This window comes from Novosphingobium aeonii, assembly GCF_052279045.1.
GTDB lineage: Bacteria > Pseudomonadota > Alphaproteobacteria > Sphingomonadales > Sphingomonadaceae > Novosphingobium.
Map to the genome: position 1 here is coordinate 36,991 of NZ_CP176832.1, position 19,617 is coordinate 56,607.

The 19,617-nt window shown below is 65.7% G+C and carries 28 protein-coding genes; 7 read left to right on the forward strand and 21 right to left on the reverse strand.

All coding sequences use genetic code 11. From position 1 onward, the window contains the following. Positions 1-7: 7 nt before the first annotated feature. The 4 genes from ACLIMP_RS00190 (at position 8) to ACLIMP_RS00205 (ending at position 3,655) form a co-directional block, all read left to right on the forward strand. Entirely contained in the window at positions 8-433 is a 426-nt protein-coding gene (locus ACLIMP_RS00190; protein ID WP_054437862.1) for a flagellar basal body rod protein FlgB, read from the forward strand. 178 nt (positions 434-611) lie between these two features. After that, positions 612-989 (forward strand): hypothetical protein, encoded by a 378-nt coding sequence (locus ACLIMP_RS00195; protein WP_443477981.1) that lies wholly within the window; start codon positions 612-614, stop codon positions 987-989. Between the two features lie 118 nt (positions 990-1,107). After that, positions 1,108-2,226, forward strand: a complete 1,119-nt coding sequence (locus ACLIMP_RS00200) for a helix-turn-helix domain-containing protein (protein WP_082370352.1) — start codon at positions 1,108-1,110, stop codon at positions 2,224-2,226. Positions 2,227-2,374: 148 nt separating this feature from the next. Further along, positions 2,375-3,655, forward strand: a complete 1,281-nt coding sequence (locus ACLIMP_RS00205; RefSeq protein ID WP_324696747.1) for a putative bifunctional diguanylate cyclase/phosphodiesterase — start codon at positions 2,375-2,377, stop codon at positions 3,653-3,655. A gap of 84 nt (positions 3,656-3,739) precedes the next feature. Here ACLIMP_RS00205 and ACLIMP_RS00210 read toward each other — a convergent pair whose 3' ends face one another. The 8 genes from ACLIMP_RS00210 to flgC all read right to left on the reverse strand — a co-directional run bounded on the left by ACLIMP_RS00210 (position 3,740) and on the right by flgC (position 8,561). Then, positions 3,740-4,162 carry a flagellar biosynthesis protein FlgN gene (locus ACLIMP_RS00210; protein WP_054437868.1) on the reverse strand — a complete coding sequence of 141 codons (423 nt, stop codon included), beginning with the start codon at positions 4,160-4,162 and terminating at the stop codon, positions 3,740-3,742. Then, complete coding sequence (locus tag ACLIMP_RS00215; RefSeq protein WP_324696749.1) at positions 4,152-4,463, reverse strand: rod-binding protein; 312 nt, start codon at positions 4,461-4,463, stop codon at positions 4,152-4,154. The genes ACLIMP_RS00210 and ACLIMP_RS00215 overlap by 11 nt, the downstream gene beginning before the upstream one ends. A 2-nt stretch (positions 4,464-4,465) precedes the next feature. Continuing rightward, positions 4,466-5,578, reverse strand: coding sequence for a flagellar basal body P-ring protein FlgI (locus tag ACLIMP_RS00220; RefSeq protein WP_324696751.1), 1,113 nt, complete (start codon positions 5,576-5,578; stop codon positions 4,466-4,468). Positions 5,579-5,660: 82 nt separating this feature from the next. Continuing rightward, entirely contained in the window at positions 5,661-6,731 is a 1,071-nt protein-coding gene (gene flhB, locus ACLIMP_RS00225; RefSeq protein WP_185996708.1) for a flagellar biosynthesis protein FlhB, read from the reverse strand. Between the two features lie 3 nt (positions 6,732-6,734). Further along, positions 6,735-7,520: a flagellar biosynthetic protein FliR gene (gene fliR / locus ACLIMP_RS00230; RefSeq protein ID WP_324696754.1), complete on the reverse strand. Its 786-nt coding sequence runs from the start codon at positions 7,518-7,520 to the stop codon at positions 6,735-6,737. 4 nt (positions 7,521-7,524) lie between these two features. Beyond that, complete coding sequence (locus tag ACLIMP_RS00235; RefSeq protein ID WP_054437876.1) at positions 7,525-7,788, reverse strand: flagellar biosynthetic protein FliQ; 264 nt, start codon at positions 7,786-7,788, stop codon at positions 7,525-7,527. Between the two features lie 15 nt (positions 7,789-7,803). Continuing rightward, positions 7,804-8,142, reverse strand: a complete 339-nt coding sequence (gene fliE / locus ACLIMP_RS00240; protein WP_054437877.1) for a flagellar hook-basal body complex protein FliE — start codon at positions 8,140-8,142, stop codon at positions 7,804-7,806. A gap of 11 nt (positions 8,143-8,153) precedes the next feature. Continuing rightward, positions 8,154-8,561, reverse strand: coding sequence for a flagellar basal body rod protein FlgC (gene flgC / locus ACLIMP_RS00245; RefSeq protein WP_054437879.1), 408 nt, complete (start codon positions 8,559-8,561; stop codon positions 8,154-8,156). 118 nt (positions 8,562-8,679) lie between these two features. Between flgC and ACLIMP_RS00250 the strand changes: the two genes are divergently transcribed. The 3 genes from ACLIMP_RS00250 to fliP are packed head-to-tail and all read left to right on the forward strand — an operon-like array spanning position 8,680 to position 9,986. Beyond that, complete coding sequence (locus tag ACLIMP_RS00250; protein ID WP_054437881.1) at positions 8,680-8,913, forward strand: FliM/FliN family flagellar motor switch protein; 234 nt, start codon at positions 8,680-8,682, stop codon at positions 8,911-8,913. A gap of 4 nt (positions 8,914-8,917) precedes the next feature. Next, positions 8,918-9,247: a FliO/MopB family protein gene (locus ACLIMP_RS00255; RefSeq protein ID WP_324696760.1), complete on the forward strand. Its 330-nt coding sequence runs from the start codon at positions 8,918-8,920 to the stop codon at positions 9,245-9,247. Continuing rightward, positions 9,240-9,986 (forward strand): flagellar type III secretion system pore protein FliP, encoded by a 747-nt coding sequence (gene fliP / locus ACLIMP_RS00260; RefSeq protein ID WP_054437884.1) that lies wholly within the window; start codon positions 9,240-9,242, stop codon positions 9,984-9,986. Before ACLIMP_RS00255 ends, fliP begins: the two co-directional genes overlap by 8 nt. 62 nt (positions 9,987-10,048) lie before the next feature. Here the strand turns inward: fliP and ACLIMP_RS00265 are convergent, their stop codons facing one another. The 13 genes from ACLIMP_RS00265 to motA are packed head-to-tail and all read right to left on the reverse strand — an operon-like array spanning position 10,049 to position 19,511. After that, a complete protein-coding gene (locus ACLIMP_RS00265) occupies positions 10,049-10,681 on the reverse strand; it encodes a PilZ domain-containing protein (protein ID WP_054437886.1) in 633 nt (210 codons plus the stop codon). A gap of 13 nt (positions 10,682-10,694) precedes the next feature. Next, positions 10,695-11,132 (reverse strand): hypothetical protein, encoded by a 438-nt coding sequence (locus tag ACLIMP_RS00270; RefSeq protein WP_443477982.1) that lies wholly within the window; start codon positions 11,130-11,132, stop codon positions 10,695-10,697. Positions 11,133-11,159: 27 nt separating this feature from the next. Continuing rightward, entirely contained in the window at positions 11,160-12,026 is an 867-nt protein-coding gene (locus tag ACLIMP_RS00275) for a flagellar motor protein MotB (protein ID WP_054437888.1), read from the reverse strand. Positions 12,027-12,038: 12 nt separating this feature from the next. Continuing rightward, positions 12,039-12,350 (reverse strand): hypothetical protein, encoded by a 312-nt coding sequence (locus ACLIMP_RS00280; RefSeq protein WP_231635889.1) that lies wholly within the window; start codon positions 12,348-12,350, stop codon positions 12,039-12,041. A gap of 35 nt (positions 12,351-12,385) precedes the next feature. Next, on the reverse strand, positions 12,386-12,916 hold the full coding sequence (locus tag ACLIMP_RS00285; protein WP_054437892.1) for a chemotaxis protein CheD: 531 nt from the start codon (positions 12,914-12,916) through the stop codon (positions 12,386-12,388). A gap of 5 nt (positions 12,917-12,921) precedes the next feature. Then, the gene (locus ACLIMP_RS00290) at positions 12,922-13,311 is read right to left on the reverse strand and encodes a response regulator (RefSeq protein WP_054437997.1); all 390 of its coding nucleotides are present in this window, start codon (positions 13,309-13,311) and stop codon (positions 12,922-12,924) included. Positions 13,312-13,323: 12 nt separating this feature from the next. Beyond that, complete coding sequence (locus ACLIMP_RS00295) at positions 13,324-14,355, reverse strand: protein-glutamate methylesterase/protein-glutamine glutaminase (RefSeq protein ID WP_132469132.1); 1,032 nt, start codon at positions 14,353-14,355, stop codon at positions 13,324-13,326. Continuing rightward, positions 14,352-15,239 carry a CheR family methyltransferase gene (locus ACLIMP_RS00300; RefSeq protein WP_324696775.1) on the reverse strand — a complete coding sequence of 296 codons (888 nt, stop codon included), beginning with the start codon at positions 15,237-15,239 and terminating at the stop codon, positions 14,352-14,354. The genes ACLIMP_RS00295 and ACLIMP_RS00300 overlap by 4 nt, the downstream gene beginning before the upstream one ends. Further along, the gene (locus tag ACLIMP_RS00305) at positions 15,239-15,730 is read right to left on the reverse strand and encodes a chemotaxis protein CheW (RefSeq protein ID WP_054437897.1); all 492 of its coding nucleotides are present in this window, start codon (positions 15,728-15,730) and stop codon (positions 15,239-15,241) included. The genes ACLIMP_RS00300 and ACLIMP_RS00305 overlap by 1 nt, the downstream gene beginning before the upstream one ends. Further along, entirely contained in the window at positions 15,727-17,946 is a 2,220-nt protein-coding gene (locus ACLIMP_RS00310; RefSeq protein ID WP_324696778.1) for a chemotaxis protein CheA, read from the reverse strand. The genes ACLIMP_RS00305 and ACLIMP_RS00310 overlap by 4 nt, the downstream gene beginning before the upstream one ends. Continuing rightward, positions 17,943-18,308, reverse strand: a complete 366-nt coding sequence (locus tag ACLIMP_RS00315; protein ID WP_324696780.1) for a response regulator — start codon at positions 18,306-18,308, stop codon at positions 17,943-17,945. The genes ACLIMP_RS00310 and ACLIMP_RS00315 overlap by 4 nt, the downstream gene beginning before the upstream one ends. Then, a complete protein-coding gene (locus ACLIMP_RS00320; RefSeq protein ID WP_185998687.1) occupies positions 18,305-18,643 on the reverse strand; it encodes an STAS domain-containing protein in 339 nt (112 codons plus the stop codon). Before ACLIMP_RS00320 ends, ACLIMP_RS00315 begins: the two co-directional genes overlap by 4 nt. Continuing rightward, positions 18,627-19,511 carry a flagellar motor stator protein MotA gene (gene motA, locus ACLIMP_RS00325; protein WP_054437902.1) on the reverse strand — a complete coding sequence of 295 codons (885 nt, stop codon included), beginning with the start codon at positions 19,509-19,511 and terminating at the stop codon, positions 18,627-18,629. The genes ACLIMP_RS00320 and motA overlap by 17 nt, the downstream gene beginning before the upstream one ends. Between the last annotated feature and the right edge of the window lie 106 nt (positions 19,512-19,617).

Here is a 19,617-nt window from a genome sequence, read left to right on the forward strand (position 1 = left end):
CGCAAGCATGTCCTCTCTTCCCCCGATCTTCGACGGCATGGGACAGGCGATGAAGTTCATGGCCGAGCACCAGCGCGTGATCGCCGAGAACATCGCCAATAACGAGACGCCGGGCTTCAAGGCCCGCACCGTCGAGGCGCCCGACTTCTCCTCCCTCGTCGCGCAATATGGCGAGGCGGGCGGCGCCCCGCGCGTGTCCCGACCCAAAGTCGAACTGTCGGGCGGCATGACCGCGCTCGGCGCCCGTCCACCGCAGGCCGGCAGCCACATCGTGCTGGACAGCGACACCAGCGAGACCAAGCCCGACGGCAACAACGTCACGCTGGAAGACCAGCTTCTCAACCTCGGCGAAGTCCAGGCGGACTTCGCGGCCATGACCAATCTCTATCGCAAGCAGATCGGATTGATGAAGGCCGCCCTCGGCCGGGGCTGATCGCGCTTTCAGCCCGGCTCGACAAGGGGGGCGCGCTCCAAGGCGGGGCGTGCCCCCCTTTCGTTGAAGGATGCCTGGCGGCAGGCTAAATTATCGGACTGATTTACAGGAACGAAATCGCCGCATCGTCGTTCAAGGATAAACGGGAGGATCCAAAGGTGAAAAGCACAGCCGTTCCATGCTCAACGGCATGATGAAAAGCCTCTTTCCGGGCTCTTTACCCGAAAAGCCGTTCATCCTCGCTTCAAACACATCCTGCTTCATCCCGAAAAATGCTCCGATCCCGAGGCAATTGCCCCGTGATCGCGATCACAGGGCAATGGGAAATACAAAACTATATGTATTTCAAAAATTTAACTCCGCTCCTTTTAGAGCAGCAGCGAGGCGAGTTGCATGGCCGAAGTGGGAAAAATTTGCCTGCAATGAAGCTGAAATTCGCTGGAAACATGACAAGCTTAACCGTTCCGGCGTAAAAGTAGGAGCAATAACATCGGAATTTATTGCCGCATGCATTATTCCGACCCACTTTGGTACGACATGGATCATGGAATATTGACCAAATGGCAATTCCATGGAACAAATTCGCCAACCTTAGCTAAACAAGAGCTTCAATGACCCAAAAACCGCTTAGATCGCAAAAGCGGACTGGGAAGGGCCCTGCCGCGGCAGAGACCATGATCGAGATCGATGCTTACCGCACGCTGGTCTTTCCCAACCGGATCAGGAAATATCGCAAGCAGCTGAATATCGGATCGCTGCTGGAATTGTCGGAACAGCTTCCGACAATAACCTATATTCGCCTCTCGAAGATCGAGCGGGGCGAGATTTTCGCGCGGGCCGGTGAGCTTCGCGAAATCGCGCGGGCGCTGGGTATCGATCCGCAGGACCTGCTGATCGATGTCGACGACCCCGAGTTCGATATTGCCGCCTGGGCCGAACCGCTGCACGGCGCCGACCGCTCCGATCCCGAGGCGGAGCGCTTTGCCGTCCTGCTCGCCGCGGCCCTGCGCGTGCGCCGCGCGGGCGATCCTGCCCTGACGATCGCCACCCTCGAACACGAGCATGGGCTTGCGCCCGTGATCCTTTCGCGGATCGAAAACGCGCTGAAGCCCTACAACCGCTGGAACGACGATGTGCGCGCAACCTTGCGCCGCCTGTTCGATGTGTCCAACGACAGGCAGCTCGCCGAACACATTGCCGCCGTGCATTCGCGCGGCGAACTCGACGCCGTCCTGCCGATGATCGCCAATCCCGAACTGCGGATCGGCAAGACCCGCGTGCGGGTCGCCTCGCTGCGCGATGAACTGGATGCCGGTTCGGGTTCCATCATCGCCCGGCCGCGCAGGCTCAACATTCCTCACCCCTTGGGCGAACGCCTCATACCGGTCCAGGACGCCGCGCCGGCCGTTCTTGCCGACGATGCTGCCGGACATCGCATGGTCGCCGTTTTCGGCACGCCGCTTCCCGATGGCCTGATCGCCAGGACGCCCGTCGATGCCCATGTCGAAGCGCCCCGCAATGCCGGCCCGAGGGCCTACGGGCTGCGCATGGGCCGGCCGACGCTGGGCGCGGGCCTGCCGGGGCGGGCCACGCTGATCGTCGATCCAGACCGGTTCCCGTCAGCCGGTGGGCTGGCCGTCATCACGAACGAACAGGGCCTGCGGGTACTGTCCGTCACGTTCGACCGCCATGGCCGGATGCTCGGCTACAGCGAAAATCCCGATCTCGAAATCGAGATCGACGGACTGGACCCTGCCAATGTCGCCACAGTACTGGCCGCCGTATTCGAATGACGTAAAAATACAAATAGTGTGACAGTCGGGCCGTTCGCCCGATTATCCCGATATAATGGTATGAGTAATATGCCCGGAAGGCAGGATGCTCATACCCAGCCTTGTGAAATCGATCGGAAAGCGAGCGGGCCCGTCCCGCGCAGCCTCCATGCGCGTCCCCCCGTTGCGTCTCATCGAGCATGCAATCGCGCATCTTCGGGCACAGGCCGGCCGCGACCGTGCCTTGCCGATCTCCTTGCTGATCGTGAACGTCGATCGCTTCAAGCTGGTCAACGACTTGTGCGGACATGCCGCAGGTGATCGCCTGATCGAGCACATCCGCGATCGCTGCGCGCGGTCTTCCCGGAACCTTCAGGTCATTCATATCGGCGCGGACGAATTCGCCTGCCTGCTCCCCGTCACCGCATTCGATTCCGGCGAGGGAGACCGCATCGCTGACAGGATCGCCGAGCGACTTCAGGAAGCGGTCGGCGATCCGGTCAGCCTTGGCCGCCACATCGTCCACCCCACAGCGTCCGTCGGCATCGCCACCGACCGTTTCGGAACGCTTTCGCCCGAGGAACTGCTGCGCGGCGCGTCGATCGCACTGTCCCACGCCAAGCAGGCGGGCGGCGGCACGGTGCAGCGCTTCTGTCCGGCCATGTTCGCAGACCTGAGCGACCGGGCGACGCTGGAAGACGACTTGCGCGGCGGATTGCTGCGCGGAGAGCTGCTTCCCTATTACCAGCCCATCGTGTCGCTCGGCTCGCGGAAGATCGCGCGGTTCGAGGCGCTCGTGCGGTGGCACCACCCCCATCGCGGCCTGCTGGGACCGGACCAGTTCCTGACGATCGCCGAGGAAGCCGGGCTGGACGACGATCTCCTGTTCTCGATGGTCCGCCAGGCCTGCCGCAACGCGGGCGAATGGGAGGGCCGGCTGGGCCTGTCGATCAACATGACGCCCCGTCAGGTCTGCGACCCCACCGTGGCCTTGCGCCTGCTGCGGATCGTCTTTGCCAGCGGCATGCGACCGGATCGCTTCACGGTGGAGATCACCGAGGATGCGATGATGCACAATGTCGTCGCCGCGCAGGAGACCGTATCCACCTTGCGCGAAGCGGGCATCCGCATCGCACTGGACGATTTCGGCACCGGCTACACCAGCCTCAGCCGCATCTGCCAGCTACCGCTCGACATGATAAAGATCGACCGTTCGCTGATCCAGTCGCTGGATACCGACGCCGGGCGCAAGCTGGTCAAGGTGGTCGTGGACCTCGGGCAGAGCCTTTCCATGCCGGTCACCGCCGAAGGCATCGAGACCCCGCGGCAGGCGCGCCTGCTGAACGAGATCGGCTGCATCTTCGGTCAGGGCTACCTGTTCGGCCGCGCCGCACCGGCATCGCTGGCCGCGCGTCTGGCCGGGGCAGCCCCGCTCGCCATAGCGTCCTGAATTCGCTTTCCGCCCCTGCGGCGGGCATGGAAAAGGGGGCAGGAGCGCATGGCCCCTCCCCCCCTCTTTTTCGATCTCGGCCGATCAGTATTCGGTGTTGAACGAGATCGGCGTCGTCAGGTCGATCCGCGCGAGATCGCCCTTGGCGCCGTAAGTGTAGGCACGGTTGCCCGAGAGCCGCTTGGCCTCGTTGGCGATGGCCCCCATCATTTCCATCGAAAGTTCGATCTGACGTTCGAGCAGGGCCGAATTGACCAGCGACGCGGCGCGCAGTTCGCCCAGCGCTTCTGCGAAACGCTCCCGCGTCTCGTCGTCCATCTGATCCGTCCATTCGGGTTCTAGCCGGTTCCGGCGCGCCAGAACTTCCTCCAGCGAGCCGACCAGACGGGCCTTGGCCGCCGCCAGTTCAGCAAGGTCAAGCGCCCGCTCGCGCCCTTCCAGCCGTTCCGTCTCCTCGCGCATCACCATCGAGAGCGAGGTCATGATCTCGATCATTTCATTCGGCACGGCCGCTACCTCCCTGCAGGCGGATGATCTGCGCCTCGACGGCGGATGCGATGCCGAGGCCCTTTCCATTGGCGATCTGGTTGCCGATCTGTTCGGCCAGCACGCCGCGGAACATCTCCTCACCGTGGCCGCCGGAGAACTCTTCCCCCTGCTCCACGGTTTCGAGCATGATTTTGGTGACCTGCCCGGCGAAGACACCCTCGAACTGGCGTGCGACAGCAGCCGGGCTGCGATCGGGTGTCTGGACCGTCGTTCGCGCCGGCAGCGAGGCCGGGCCCTTGGGAAGAACGGAATCTGCCATCGTCACTGTACCGCTATTTCCGCCTGGAGCGCACCCGCCGTGCGGAGCGCCTGGAGGATGGTGATGAGATCGCGCGGGCTGACGCCCAGCGCGTTGAGGCCGGCAACCAGCGTTTGCAGCGAGGTGCCGCCGGTGAGCAGGGCCAGCGAGGCGCCGCTGCCGTCGTCCGCCTCGATGCGGGTGCGCGGCACGGTCGTCGTCTGGCCGTTGGAAAGCGGAGCGGGCTGCGAAACCACGGGCGTTTCGGTGACGCTGATGGTCAGCCCGCCCTGTGCGATGGCCACCGGGCTGACGCGCACGTCCGCCCCCATGACCACGGTGCCCGCCGCCTCGTTGATGACGATCCGCGCGGGCTGATCCACCTGCACGGGGAGGTTCTCCACTCGGGTGACGAGATCGATCACCGTACCGCCGTTCGGGGTGAGTTCGACGGTGCCGGGATCGAGCACTTGCGCCGAGCCGGGCGCCTCGCGGTTGATGGTCGCCGCGATCTGCCGGGCGGTGGTGAAATCCGGGTTCTTCAGCGCCAGCTTGAGGCTTTGCGCCGAGCGCAGGTCATAGGCCACCTCGCGTTCGACGATGGCCCCGCCCGCGATCCGCGCCGTCGTCATCACGCCCCGGCTGAGCTTCGCCGCCGCGCCCTGCGCCTTGAAGCCGGAAACCGCGACGGGGCCCTGCGCCACCGCATAGATCTCGCCGTCTAGCGCGCGCAGCGAGGAAACCAGCAGGATGCCGCCCTGAAGGCTGGAGGCGTCTCCCAGGGCCGAAACCTGCACGTCGATGGTGGAGCCCGCGCGCGCGAAAGGAGGCATCGTCGCCGTCACCGTTACCGCCGCGACGTTCTGGGTCAGCATCTGGGTGCCGCGAATGTTCACGCCCATGCGCTCCAGCATCGCCTGAAGCGTTTCCTCCGTGAAGGGGATGTTGCGGATACGGTCGCCCGTGCCTTGAAGGCCCACGACCAGACCGTAGCCGACCAGCTGGTTGGTCCGCACGTTCTCGACATCGACGATGTCCTTGATGCGCGGCTGCGGCCCGGCGAGCGCCGCCGTGGGCGACAGCAGGACCAGCCCCGCCGCGAAAGCGAGCGCGGAGGCGAAAATCGGACCTTGCATCCTCGATTTCAAAGGCTTGGGCATCACTGTCCTTATAGGAAGAAAGAGGCTGCGGGCGGCGGTGCGGGCAGGCATTTTCGCGCTACTTCCGGGCGCCGCGCGCCAGGCGCATGACGTAGCCGATGATCTCGGCGACGGCGGCGTAATGCTCGATCGGGATCGGGCGGTCGATCTCCACGGCGGCGAACAGCGCACGCGCCAGCGGCGGGCTCTCCACGATCGGCACGTTGGATTCGGTGGCGATCGCGCGGATGCGCAGCGCGATAGCATCCACCCCCTTGGCCACCACGACCGGCGCGGCCATGGCGCCGTGGTCGTACTTGAGCGCGACGGCATAGTGCGTGGGGTTGGTGATGATGACGCTGGCCTCGGGAACCGCCGCCATCATGCGCTTGCGGGAGCGCTGCATCTGGATCTGGCGGATCTTCGCCTTGATCTTGGGATCGCCGTCGCTCTGCTTGTGCTCGTCCTTCACCTCCTGAAGCGTCATGCGCATGCGCTGGAGGAAGGCTCGCCGCTGGTAGATGAAGTCGAACAGCGCCAGCGCGACCACCAGCAGCACGACGGCGCGGATCGCCTCGTAGGCCATCTGCCCCGCCGCCGCCCCCACCGCCCCCGGCGCATAGCCGACAAGCTGGTCGAACCCGGTGAGGCGCGGTTTCAGGACCATGAAGACCACGATGCCGATGGCGCTGAACTTGGCGAGCGTCTTGGCGAATTCCACCAGGGCGCGCTGCCCGAACATTCGCTTGAGCCCGCTTGCCGGCGACAGCTTCGACCACTTGGGCGCCAGGCGCGACCAGCTCAGCGTGGCGCGGCTCTGCAGGAAGATCGTGGCCAGCGCGCAGAGCAGGAGCACGCCGAAGATCGGCAGCAACGAAAAGGCGGCATGGCGCATCACGCCGGTAATCAGGTTCTGCGCGCCGCCGGAATCGAGCGGATAGTCCTCGGCACTGCCCCAGAGCCGCATGAGCATGGTGCCGAGATGACGGATCGCGGTAATGCCGAGCCAGCCGGTGACAATCAGCGCGCCGGTCATCATCGTGGCGTGGCGCACCTCCGGCGCCATCGCCACTTCGCCGCGCTTGCGGGCATCTTCCAGCTTCTTCTGGGTGGGCTCTTCGGTCCGCTGGTCCTTGTCGCTCTCGGCCATGGCTCAGAAGCTCCATCCGTTCTGCATGAAGGTGCCCATGGCGGTGGCGAAGGCCGTCAGCATCGTGCCGAGCGTCATCGCCAGCACCGAGAGGCCGAGCAGCAGGTTGAGCGGCTGGGTAATGAAGAAGACCTGGATCGAAGGCGCCACGCGGGCGGCAAGGCCGAGCCCGACGTTGAACAGCGCTCCGTAAAGGATCAGCGGCGCAGCAAGGCTGACGCCCAGCGACATCGCCTGACTGGTCACCTTCACGGCAAGATCCGCGAACTGGGCGGAGGGCGGAAGCCCGCCCACCGGGAACACCCCATAGGACTGGAAGATCGAGGCGATCCACAAGTGATGCACGCCCAGGCTCATGCAGACGATCACCGCGACGATGCCGAACAGGCGCGACAGCAGCGGGGCCTGCCCGCCCATCGACGGGTCGGAAACGAGGGCGGATGCAAGGCCGACCTGCTGGCTGGCGATCGAGCCGGCAATGGCAGCCGCGCTGAACAGGATCTTCACGATCATGCCCATGGCGATGCCCACCAGCGTTTCGCCGATCACCAGCAACGGCAGGGAAACGTCGGACTTCACCGCCGGTGCGACGTGGCCCTGCAACATGCCGTAAAGCCCCGCGGTGAAGCCCAGCGACATCACCAGCCGGATCTGCGGCGGCACCGAATCCTCGGAGAAGGCCGGCAGCAGCATGATGACCGCCCCGACCCGGCAGAACAGGATCAGGAACGTCGCCGCATCGATCGGCAGTGCGGCCAGGGCAGCCATGTCCAGAGCGGCGGCGTTCATGACGCTATCCGGAAACGATGGCGTCGGCGATGCGGTCCATGAAGGCACCGAGGGCATGGCCGATCATCGGCAGGGACAACAGCATGACCACGCCGAGAACCAGGATCTTGGGCACGAAAGTCAGCGTCATTTCCTGCACTTGCGTAAGCGCCTGGAACAGGCCGATGACGACGCCGACGATCAGCGCCGCCATCAGCATCGGGCCGGCGATGGTCAGAACCAGTACCAGCGCGGCGCGCGCGATCTCGATGGCTTCGGAGGAGGTCATGACGCGCGGCTCCCGTCAGATCTGCATGCGCATGATTTCGGAGTAGGCGCTCACCACCCGGTCACGCACGGCAACGACCGTATCGAGCGCGGTCTCGGCGGCGCCCATCGCGGTGACCACGTCGATCAGGTCGCCCTTGCCGGCCACCTGCTTGGCGCTTTCGGCTTCCGCCGTGCGCAGCGAGGACGAGGCATCGGTCACCATGGATTCCACCATGCTGCCGAAGCTGCCGCCAGCGCCGCCAGCCGCGCCCGAACCGGCGCTCGCCATGTCGCCCAGACCGCCCATCGAGGGGCCAGCCGTCTTCATCGCGCGGCCATAGGCGGCCGCGGCGTCGAGTGCTCCGATTGCCATGAAGTGTTTCCTTACTTGAGCAGGTCGATGGTGCGCATGGTCATGCCGCGCGCGGATTCGATGGCGTTGAGGTTGGCTTCGTAGGAGCGCTGCGCCGCCTTCATGTCGGCCGCCTCGATCAGCGGATTGACGTTGGGTTGGTCGACATAGCCCTGCGCGTCGGCAGCGGGGCTTCCCGGCTGGTAGATGCGCGGGAACTGGCTCTTGTCGCCTTCGATGGACTTGACCGCCACTTGCGTCGCGCCCGATGCGCGGTCGACTTCGGCGGTGAAAGTGGCGACGCGGCGGCGATAGGGATCACCTTCCGGCGTGGTCGCCACGGAATCGGAGTTCGCGAGGTTTTCCGCGATCACGCGCATCCTCAGCGACTGGGCGCGAAGGCCCGAGGCCGAGACGCCGATCGAATTCTGAAGTTCCATCAAGTCTGCTCCTGCCCCGCCTCTGCGGGGGACAGCATCCTTATAGGCATTTTTTGCCTAGCGGCGGCATGATCCTATAAATTTAATTCCTATAAGCAGGCTTGAAAGGAGACGCGCCATGTCCGTCCTCGAAGGCATTCCCATCGAGCTGTCGATCGTTCTCGGATCGACCAGCATCCCCATCCGGCAGGTCCTCAAGATGAGCCGCGGCGCGATGATCCCGCTCGACACCGGGCACAGCGATCCCACCCGCATCTACGTCAACGACCAGCTCGTTGCCGAAGGCAAGATCCTGGTGGACGGCGAGATCATGTCGCTGGAAATCACCCGGGTCGTCGAGCGAGAGCGCTGAGGCCATGGACCTGCTTTCCCTCCTGCGCACGATCGGCGCGCTGGGCTTGGTGCTCGGCATGCTGGTCGGCGCGCTCTGGGTCGTGCGCCGCTACGATCTCCGGCTTCCGCAGAAGTGGCTGAACGGCCAGCTTTTCGCAGGGCTTGGCCAATCGGGTTCGGAGCGCCGCCTCGAACTGGTGGAACGCCTCGCCATCGATCCGCGCCGCTCCGTCGTCCTGATCCGGCGTGACTACCGCGAGTTCAGCCTGCTCATCTCGCCCGAAGGCGTGGTCCTGCTCGATTCAGCGCCCTGCATCGCCCCCGCAAACCCGAAAGCTCCCACTGATGCCTAAGCGTTATGCAGTCCTCGCCGCACTGGCCGGGGCGGCAATTCTTGCCGTGTTGCCCGAAGCGGCCATGGCGCAAAAGGCCGCCGCCGGCCCGCTTGGCGAAGGCGCGATGTCGGGCCGGGTGATCCAGCTCGTCCTGCTGATGACGGTGCTCAGCCTCGCGCCGGGTATCCTGATGACGATCACCTCGTTCACGCGCATCATCGTCGCCCTTTCGCTGCTGCGCTCGGGCCTCGGCGTGCAGGGCGTGCCGCCGAACCCGGTGGTCATCAGCCTTGCGCTGTTCCTTTCCTTCTTCGTCATGGCGCCGACCTTCGACGCCGCCTGGAAGGACGGGATGGTTCCTTACAACCAGGGCCGCATCAACGAGACGCAGGCGCTGGAGCGGGCCAGCAAGCCGTTCCACACCTTCATGCTCAAGCAGGTCCGCGACGACGACGTGAAGCTGTTCGTCCAGCTTTCCGGCAAAGTTCCCGCCTCGCGCGCGGAACTGCCGATGACCACGCTGATGCCGGCCTTCATGATCTCGGAACTGCGCCGCGCCTTCGAGATCGGCTTCCTCTTGCTGCTTCCGTTCCTGGTGATCGACCTGGCCGTGGCGGCAGTGCTGATGGCCATGGGCATGATGATGCTGCCACCGGCGACGATCTCGCTGCCGATGAAGATCATCTTCTTCGTTCTGGTGGATGGCTGGGCGCTGATCGCCGGATCGCTGGTGAAGAGTTTCGGCGGGCCGGGGTAATTCCTTCTTCACCCGGCAACGCTGGAAGGGCGCGTCCGAAACCGGGCGCGCCCTTTTTCGTGTCACGCGCGGTAGCGTTGACGATGGTCGATCAGCCACGGGCCGAATTCGGCGAAGGACAGCGGCTCCAGAAACGAAAGGCCGTGGGCGCCCTCGCCTACCCAGCGCACCGCGGCCTTGCGTTCGCCCAGTCCCGGCACGGCAAGGGCGATCAGGCTGTCTCGCTCCATCGGCGCGGCGCAGGAAAGGCGTGCACCGCCCTGCGAAAGGTCTTGCAGGCGGGCCTCGTGCCACTGGTGCCGGGCAAAGACTTCCGCGCCGCAATCGACATCGAAGCGCGGGCCACGGGCCACGCCTTCCGGCCCCATGCGGTTGGCGACATGGGCAAGAAGCGCGCTGACATGGACCACTTCGCCGAACTCCACGCCGATCCGTCCGTTCAGCGACCAGCGCACCTCACCGCGCAGCACGTCGCCCGCCTTGAGAGTGATGGCCACGGCCTGGCCTGCCGCGTAGACTCCATGAACCTCGGCCATGAGGCCGTTGTCCGAAATGTTGCGGATACGGCAGATCGTCTCGCCGTTCTCGCTGGCGAGCTTGCCGATCAGCAGGATCGTGGTGACGCGTGGTCCACGTGGAACAATCGGGTTCGCCGCGCCCGCCGATGGCGACAGCGCGAAGGACGAATTCGGCATTTCCGCTTCCCCCTCAGACCGGCGCGGCCTGCGTGACGACGACGCGCCGCACCAGATCCTTGCCATAGACCTCGACGGCGGCATCCATCACCAACCGGCGGAAAGCGTCGACGCTCGGGATCATGCCGTCCGGCCCGCTGGCGAGCGGCGTGCGGTAGGTCCGCATGTTGACCGCGTTGAGCAGGAGCGGAAGCTGGCCCGTCACATCCTCGGCCTTGCCCTTGACGACTTCCACCTGGCACTCGAACGAGACATAGCCGGCGAGCCGGCCATCCGGGAAAGTGAGCGGCGCAAGCATGGTGCCGGTGGGCACGAATTCGGTCTCCACCTTCACCGGGCCGAGATCGGGCATGACCTGCGGGAGGAACTGTCTGGCGGCATAGGCGCCGCCCACGCCGACCCCGGTGCCCACGACAAGGGCGACGAGGCCGATCACGATCCGCTTGATCACGGTAATCTCCAGTCTTTGCCCATCACGTCAGAACTTGAAGCTCGCATCGCGCGGAAGCGCGGAAGGCTCGGCCATGACGACGATGGTGATGCGGCGGTTTTCGGGGCGGTCCGGACGGTCGGGATAGACCGGCTCGGTCCCCGCCTTGGCGACCACTTCGGCGAAGCGATCCGCCGGCAGTCCCGAGGCGACCATCGCCGCGCGCGCCGATAGCGCGCGCTGGGCGGAAAGGGTCCAGTTGGCCTCGCTCTGGCCGCCGGTGCTGTCGGTATGGCCCTCGATCGCGACCTGAGCGCCGGTTCCGGCGAGCTTGCGGGCGATCCGGCCAAGCAGGTTGCGGGCATAGTCGTTGAGCTCGGCAGTGCCGCCCTTGAACATGGAGCGGTTGGCATTGTCCATGAGGTGGATGCGGAAACCGTCGCGATCAGGCTCGACGTCGATGTTGCGCTTGCCCTGCGAAGGATCGACCGGCGGGTCGAGCGAGAGCTGCATTTCCTGGGCCATGACGCGCAGCGCCGCCTCGGGAATGTCGGCGGTGCCGCCGCGGGCCGCGCCCTTGGTGCCCGCTTCGGCCGAGGGTTCGCCCAAGGCCTCGCTGTCGGAGGACTGGTTGCGGCGGCTGTGCCCGCCCAGCCCGGCCTGCGAACCGGGAAGGCTGGTCAGCGTCGTGGCCGGGGAGGATTTTTCGGCATTGGGCGAGAAATATTCCGCCAGCCCCTTGAGCTGCTCCTTGTCCGGGTTGGCCAGCAGCCAGAGCAGCATGAAGAAGGCCATCATCGCGGTCACGAAGTCGGCATAGGCGACTTTCCACGCACCGCCGTGATGGCCGGCATGCGCGTGTTTCTTGACCTTGCGGATGACGATAGTGGGATGTTCGTCGTTGCCCCGTGCCACGCTCCGAATTCCTCAGTCGAGAGCGGCGCGAAGCCGGTCCTGCATCACGCTCAGGCGTACCTGGCCAACCGCGTCGCCCACGCTCTGCCCGCCCGCCACGCGGTCGAGCAGCGCGGCGCTCTCGTCCACGTGCTGGGCGATCAGGTCGAAGGCCTGCAGCTGGTCGATATAGTCGAGGACGAAACGCTCATCGGTCACGAGCACCCCGGCCAGTTGCTCCAGCAGTTCGCGGGCCACGCGCATCTCGCGCGCCAGGGCCTGCCAGAGCGGCGCGGCCGGCCCTTCGACCGATCCTGCCGCCAGCCCCTGATTATCCATTGTCATTGCTTCCCCCTGAATTTCCGTCCGCTGTGCCATGGTCAGAACAGCTCCAGTTCGCCGGTCGGCTGGAAGACCGGCATGGGCTTGGGACGGACGACCGGCGGCAGCGGCTGGTCCTTCACCAGCGTCGCGCGTACGCGGCCCTCGTAAGGCATGAATTCCACCTTGCGCGCCTGCGTGCCGCCAAGATCGCAGTGATCGAGCGCGATCCCTTCGGTCTGCATGAAGTTCCGCGCGAACTGCCCGTTCTTGGTGCCGATCCCGCCCAGTCCGGCCACGATGTTGGCGCCGCCGTAAAGGTGGCCCCGCAGGCGCGAACGCTGTGCGCCGCGCTTCATCAGGGCATTGATCAGCAGTTCCATCGCATGAACGCCATAGCGCTGCATGTCCGCCGGATTCACCGGCGCATCGGCGCCCGGCTCCCCCAGCAGGAAGTGGTTCATGCCGCCCACCCGCGCGACCGGGTCTTGCAGGCAAGCCGATACGCACGATCCCAGCAGCGTCGAGATGACGACGCCGGGCTGGTTGACGACATGATATTCACCCTGGACGATGGCAACGCGGCGCATGTCGGTCAGACCAGTTCACCAAAGACGCGTTCGATCTTTTCCTTCAGCGCGGCAGGCGCGAAAGGCTTCACGACGTAGTTGTTCACGCCCAGCGCCGCGGCTTTCTGGACGACTTCCTTGTCCGCCGAGCCGGTGAGCATGATGAACACCGTCTTGCCGATCACCGGGTCCTGACGAACCGCTTCCAGGAACTCCAGCCCGTCCATGTCGGGCATGTTGTAGTCCGAGATGATGAGGTGAACCCGGTCGGACTTGATCGCGGCCAGCGCTTCCGCCGGCCCCGCCTTGTCGCGAATATCCTTGAAACCCAGATCCTGAAGCGTGCGACGGATCATCGCGCGCATACTCGTCTGATCGTCGACCACCATTACTTTTATTGCAGACGCTGCCGGCATGAACCGCTCCATTTACCGCCGACACGCGCCGAGGATAGCCTCGGGCATGGCGGACAAACTGAATTCCTTCTCGACCGCGCCCGCCTCGAAGGCGGCGCGCGGCATTCCGTAGACCACGCAGGTTTCCCGGCTCTGGCCGAGCGTGCGGGCCCCGGCGTCGCGCATGGCCTTGAGGCCAAGGGCGCCGTCCGATCCCATTCCGGTGAGGATCACCCCGACCGCGCGCGAACCGAGCCGCGAAACCGACCGGAACAGCACGTCGACCGAAGGCCGGTGACCGCTGACGGTATCCCCCGCGACCAGCTTGACCTGGCCGCTGGTGCCGCCAAGCAGTTCCATGTGCTGACCGCCGCCCGGGGCGAGGTAGACCGTGCCCCGGCGCAGGTTCATGCCGTTCTGGGCCTCGACGACCTGCACGCGCGCTGCCTTGTCCAGGCGCACGGCGAAGCTGCCGGTGAAGATCGCGGGCATGTGCTGGACCACCAGCACCGGCGGGCAATCCGGCGGCAGGGCGCCGATGATCGAGAACAGCGCTTCCACGCCGCCGGTGGAGGCACCCACCGCGATCACCACATCGCGCAAGCTGCCCTGCGCCGCGTTGACAGGCGTGGGCGGGCTCGCCGTGCGGCGCACCGAGGAGCGCGCCGCGGCCTTGACGATCTTGCGCAGCAGCGCACCGTCCTGCGCGATTTCCAGCGGATTGCCGGAAGGCTTGGCGATGCAGTCCACCGCACCGAGACGCATGGCCTCGATGGTCGCTTCCGTCCCGCGCGCGGTCAGCGTCGAACACATGACCACCGGCATCGGGCGCAGGCGCATGATGCGTTCGAGGAAGGACAGGCCGTCCATCCCCGGCATCTCGATATCGAGCGTGACCACGTCGGGATTGAGCGACTTGATCATCTCGCGCGCGGCATGGGGCTCGGGCGCCATGCCCACGACCTCGATGCCCGGATCCTGGCTCAGCAGCTTGTTCAGCAGCGCGCGCATCGCGGCGCTGTCGTCGACGATGAGGACACGGGTCTTTTCGGGCGCAACCGTCATGCGGCGCCTCCGTCGTTGCGGGCGTAGATCGTCTGGCCGACAGGCTTCATCAGCCGCGCGGCGGGACCGATCAGGCGTTCCGAATGGCCGATATAGAGATAGCCGCCGGGCGCCAGCATCTCGACGAAGCGCGCCTCCAGCTCGGCCTTGGCGGTATCGTCGAAATAGATCATCACGTTACGGCAGAAGATCACGTCGTACTTGCGCCGCATCGGCCAGGGCTCGAACAGATTGAGCACGCGGGCCGCCACCAGCTCGCGCAGCGGCTCGACCACGACGTGCTCGCCGCCGGCTTCCTCGCGCATCCAGCGCTTGCGATAGGTTTCCGGGATCGGCTCGACCGTGGCGGCGGGATAGCGCGCCTCCTGCACGGACTGCACGACATGCGGGGCAATATCGGTGGCCAGCAGGCGCACATCGCCCTGCCGCAGCCATGCCGCGCTGGTCGGGCCGTCTCCGGCGAGGCACATGGCGATGGAATAGACTTCCTCACCGCTGGAGCAGCCGGCCGACCAGATGCGCACCTTTTCGCCCCGGCGCGCGCGGTCCTGCAGCATCGGCAGGACTTCGCGGCGCAAGTGGTCGAAGTGGTGGTTCTCGCGGAAGAAATGCGTGTGGTTGGTGGTCAGCGCCACCACCATGGCATGACGTTCCACGGCATCGCGCTGGACCAGCGCGACGTAGTCCACGAAGCTGGACAACCCATGCTCGCGCAGGCGGCGGCTCAGGCGCGAGTGGACGAGCGTCATCTTGGCCTCGACCAGATGGATGCGCGCCTCCCGCTGCATGATCGCGGCGATGTCGCGGAACTGCGCGGGACGCAGTTCGGCCGTGCCGGACAGTGCGCTCCCGCTCATTCCTTCAGGGGCAGCCAGCGTGCTCATCAGGCCACGAAGTCCGGGACCTGGCGGGTCAGGCTCAGCGCGTCGAGGTCGAGCAGCAGGCACATGGCTTCGGCATTGGCCGCGTCATGCGTGCGGCGCTCGATCTTGACGAGACCGGCGATGGCGCCCTGCTCGTTGATCTCGACATCCGGCGCAGGCTGGATCTCGCTGCCCTGGATCACGACGATGTCCTGCACTTCGTCCACCAGGAAGCCGGCGTGACGACCGGCAATGGTGACGACGAGGATGCACGAGCGCGAATGCAGTTCGCTCGGCGCCCAGCCCAGGCGCTCGGACAGGCCGACCACGGGAACCACCGAACCACGCAGGTTGGTCACGCCCTTCACGTAAGGCGGGACGCTCGGCAGCGGGGTCGGTTCTTCCCACTCGCGGATTTCCAGCAGCGAACGCATGTCGATGCCGAACAGGCGGCTGCCCAGCGTGAAGGTGACGATCTTGCGTTCGTCGAGTTCGGTGTCTTCGGTGCTCATGCTGCCATTCCTTTCAGCGCATACTTGGAAGAGCCGCCGGTCGGCGCGACCAGGGCATCGATGTCGAGGATCAGCGCGATCGAGCCGTCGCCGAGGATGGTGGCGCCGCCGAGGCCGCGGATCGGGTGGAGGTTGTCCTCCAGGCTCTTGATCACGACTTCGCGGCGGTTATCGATCGTGTCGACCATGAGGCCGACGTTCCCGGCCGTCTCGCTTTCGACGATGATGACGAGCGATTCCTCGGGCGGTCGGTTCGAACCGACGCCGAACATCTCTCCGACCCGGCGCACCGGCAGGTACTGGCCGCGCAGTTCGATGACCTCCGAGGTCGGCGAGGTCGCCTGCACCTGTCCCGGTTCGGGCTGGACGGTTTCCACCACGTTGGCGAGCGGCAGCACGAAGCGCTGGTCGCTCAGGCGCACGATCATGCCGTCGAGGATCGCCAGCGTCAGCGGCAGGCCCATCGAGAAGGTCGTCCCCTCTCCCGGCACCGAGTGGATTTCCAGACGGCCGCCCAGCGCCTCGACGTTCGAGCGGACCACGTCCATGCCGACGCCGCGACCCGAGATGTTCGAGATCGTCTCCGCCGTTGAGAACCCCGGCGCGCAGATCAGGCCGTCGATCTCCTCGTCGGAGATCTGGGCGTCCGCCGCGATGATGCCGCGCTCGATCGCCTTGGCGCGCACCCGTTCGCGGTTGATGCCGCGCCCGTCGTCACGCACGCGCACGATGATGCGCGCGCCTTTCTGCTCGGCCGAAAGGTGGATGGTGCCTTCGGCGGGCTTGCCGGCCGCGATCCGCTCCTCGGCGCTTTCGATGCCGTGGTCCACCGCGTTGCGGATCATGTGAGTCAGCGGATCGCCGATCTTCTCGATCACACCCTTGTCCACCTCGGTCATCTCGCCGATGGTTTCGAGCACGACCTTCTTGCCAGTTTCGGCCGAAAGGTCGCGCAGCATGCGGGGCACGCGCGAGAACGCCTGCTTGATCGGCTGCGCGCGCAGCGACATGACGTTGTCCTGGATCTGGCGCGTCAGGCGCGACAGTTCGGGAAGCTCGACACGTTCCTGGTCGGCGGGCGAAAGCCGGTCCGACAGGATCGATCCCCGGATCACCAGCTCGCCCACGAGGTTCAGCAACTGGTCGAGCTTGGACAGATCGACGCGGATGGACTGCGCCACTTCGACGCTGGCCTGCCGCGCTTCCGCCTTCGGCTTCCCCGGCGCTGCCGCCGGCGAAACCGCCGCCGCCGGAGACACCGCAGCAGCCACCACGGGGGCCGGTTCGACCGGCACGAGCGTCAGCAGCTCTTCCGGAGCGGGCAGCGGTTCGAACACGCCGAAGCCGTCGAATTCAGCGGCGACGGATTGTTCCACCACCACCATGGTAACGACCGCTTCCTCGCGCTCGATCTCGATCAGCGAGTCCGGTGCCACGAAGTCGAAACAGTCGCGAATGTCCTGTTCGCCCACGGTACCGGGAACGTGCAGGGTCCAGACGAAATAGCTGTCCTCGGGGTCGAGGTCGCGCAGGCCGGGCAGCGTGTCCATCTCGACACCGGTAACGGCGGCGCCCATGTCCTCCAGTTCGCGGATCACCAGCATCGGCTCGCCGCCATTGGCCAGCGCGCCGCGCGACGGGCCGAAGCGAACCGTCCATCCGGCGGGTTCGGCGGGCTCGGCCGGGGCGAAGTCCTCAAGGTCGACCGCCACCGGCTCGAAGCCGAAGGGATCGAAGTCCTCGATCACCGCGGCAACCGGAGTGAAGCCGAAATCATCCGCCTCCGCGGCGGGAACGGGTGCCGCGACCGGCTCTGCCGCCGCGACCGCACCCTTGCTTTCCAGCACCGCGTCGAGCTGCTCGAGCATCGCGGCGTCCGCCGGCGGCTCGGTGCCGCTCTGCGCGGCGGTAACGTGGTCCGACAGGATATCGAAAGCGCCCAGCATGATCTGGGTCACTTCGGCGCTGGCCGGAATGCGCCCACCGCGCACTTCGTCGAGCACGTTTTCGAACCGGTGCGAGAAGGCGAGCAGCGCGGCATGGCCGAAGGCGCCCGAACCGCCCTTGATGGAGTGGACCGCGCGGAACACGCCGGCGATCGTCTCAGACGAGACATCGCCCTCGGCCATGGCCGAAAGACCCTGCTCGGCCACGGCGAGACCTTCGACACACTCCTCGAAGAAGATGCCCTGGATTTCGTCGAGTTCGTCGCTCACGGGCAGACGCGGCGCACCGCCGCCCCCAGTTTGGCCGCTTCGAACGGCTTGGTGATCCAGCCGGTGGCCCCTGCTTCGCGCGCACGGGTCTTCTTCTCGTCCGAGAATTCGGTGGACAGCACCAGGATCGGGGTGCCCCGGAATTCCGGCACCGCGCGCACCGCCTCGATCAGTTCGAAGCCGTCCATCCTGGGCATGTTGATATCGGTGATGAGCAGGTCCGGCTTCACTTCATGCATGCGCTCGAGGCCGTGCTCGCCGTCATCGGCGACTTCGACCTGGAAGCCCTGCGCAGCCAGCGAGGCCTTTAGAAGCATCCGCATCGAGGCGGAGTCATCGACGGTCAGGATGAGTTTGCTCACGACGGAAATTCCTCTTCAGAAAGGCCGACGGCTTCTGCCAGTCCGCAGGCCTGCACGCGCTCGACGAAGGCCGTGCTGGGATTGACGATCTCGAATTCATGGCCGGCCTCGCGCGCTTCGGCGCGGGCGGCGACAAGCAGTTGAAGCACCGCCTGTCCCACGGTCTCGACCTGGCTCGCATCGATGTGCATCGCGCCATCGAAGTCGCAGGCAAGGACCATGCGGACCCGCAGGTCCTCCGCGGTCACGGTGGACCCATGGACAGGCAGTTGCAGCGAGCGATCCTCGCTGGCCAGCCCGGCTTCGGGGCTGACGGTTTCAGGCAGGCTTGGCATTGAGCTGATCCTTCACTTCGTCGAGCGCGGTCTCGAGCTGCGTGAACGAGGGCGCGTAAGGCGAAGGGGTCATGCGGCGCGCCAGTTCGATGGCGACTTCCGTAGGCTGGCCCTGCGCGTGCCCGACGATGGCGGTCTTGACGATGAGATATGGCTTGAAATCGGAATCGATGATCTGCTGCAGCTTCTGCGCGATCGGGCCGACGAGACAGTAGGCCAGAAGAACGCCCAGGAAGGTGCCGACCAGGGCGCCGCCGATCATCGCGCCGAGGATCTCGGTGGGCTGGTCGATCGAGCTCATGGTCTTGATGACGCCGAGAACGGCGGCCACGATGCCCAGCGCGGGCAGGCCGTCGGCCATCATCTGGAGCGCGTGCTGCGGCGCCATTTCCTCGGCGTGGTGACGTTCGATATCGCCTTCCATCGCTTCGGCAAGCTGGTGCGGGTCCTCGAAGTTGACCGTCATCATGCGCAGGTAGTCGCATGTGAATTCAATGAGGCCCCGGTCGTCCAGCAGACGGGGATAGCGCATGAAGATCGGGCTTTCCTCCGGCGCGTCGAGATGCTTCTCGATCGAGTTCGCGCCTTCCTTGCGGAAGGTGGCAAGCAGCGCGAACAGCAGCGCCAGCAGGTCGCGGAAGTCCACTTCGGTCCAGCGACCGCCCTGGAACACGCGCTTCACGCCGGCCCAGGTCTTCTTCACCGTGGTCATCGAATTGCCCAGGATGAAGGCGCCGACCGCCGCGCCGGCGATCGCCAGCATTTCGTGCGGCAAGGCATGGAAGATGACCATGATATTGCCGCCCGACATCAGGAAGCTGCCGAATACGCACAGCAGGATGACGACGAGGCCGATGGCGTTGAGCATGAAAAAGGTCCGCGAATGGTGGCCGCAAAAGGTTAGGAGGCTCTCGCCTTGCGTTAGTTATAGGATGCTTGCGCCGGGGCCGGTGCCACACCACCGGATTTTCCCG